At 45.7% G+C, this 1,125-nt stretch carries 1 protein-coding gene; it reads left to right on the forward strand.

Annotated elements, in window-relative coordinates; translation table 11 throughout:
• Window positions 1–59 precede the first annotated feature (59 nt).
• Window positions 60–1,125 (forward strand): IS3 family transposase gene (locus BLR44_RS28430; protein ID WP_089688898.1). Its coding sequence is split into 2 segments (ribosomal slippage), with 1,067 coding nucleotides annotated over them: window positions 60–315 and window positions 315–1,125; the frame shifts between segments, so codons are not numbered across the junction. This gene is flagged as partial in the annotation.

The following is a 1,125-nucleotide window of genomic DNA, read 5'->3' on the forward strand; positions in this document are numbered from 1 at the left end:
TATAGTGGACCCGAAAAATAGGACAGCAGTATAAGTGTAAACTTTTAACTTAAAGTCCTATGCAAAAGAGAAGATCATTTTCCTCTGAGTTTAAAGCCAAAGTAGCGATTGAAGCGCTGAAAGAGCACCACACTTTGCAGGAACTGGCTCAGAAGTATGAATTGCACCCTAACCAGATCTCCTCATGGAAACAAGAGTTTCTGGAAAATTCTGCTCAGGTGTTCTCCAACAGGAAGAAAAAAAGCAAGGAGGTAGTGGATGCTGCCAAGCTTTACGAAGAAATCGGGCGGCTAAAAGTAGAGGTGGATTTTCTAAAAAAAAGAGTCTAGCCAAGCAGGCTAACGAAAGAAAAGCCATGATTGACGCCCATCACCCTGAGTTGAGCATCAGCAGGCAGTGTCAACTTCTGGGCTTGTCACGGTCCGTGTTCTATTACCAACCGGTCCAGATGAATGCTGAAGATCTGGGACTGATGCGGCAGATGGATGAATTGTATTTAAAATACCCCTTTTATGGCACCCGCAGGATGACGGCTGCCCTGAAGCAAAAAGGCTACTTGGTGAATCGCAAGCGTATCCAGCGGCTCTATCAGTTGATGGGATTGGAGGCCATCGGTCCTAAGCCAACTACTAGCCAGCCAATAAAAGGACATAAGATTTATCCTTATCTGCTTCGGAACGTAAAGATCCAACGAGTCAATCAGGCTTGGGCTACCGATCTAACGTATATCCCGATGCCGACAGGGTTCATGTACTTGATGGCCGTGGTAGATCTGTATAGCCGCAAGGTGATCAGTTGGGGCGTGTCTAATAGTATGGACACTCAATTCTGTTGTCGGGTGCTGAAAGAAGCACTCAAAACAGGAAAGCCCCAAATCTTCAACACGGATCAAGGCAGTCAGTTCACAAGTGATGCCTTCGCTGAGATTTTAAGTCAACATGATATTCAGATCAGCATGGATGGCAAAGGGAAAGCAATCGACAATATCTTTGTGGAAAGGCTCTGGCGCAGTGTCAAGTATGAATACCTCTACTTACAGCGACCAGAAACTTGTAAGGAGTTACTCCTCGGGCTAAAGCAGTACTTTCAGTTCTACAATCAGGAAAGGCTGCATCAGTCGCTTGG

The organism is Catalinimonas alkaloidigena (assembly GCF_900100765.1).
GTDB lineage: Bacteria > Bacteroidota > Bacteroidia > Cytophagales > Flexibacteraceae > Mooreia > Mooreia alkaloidigena.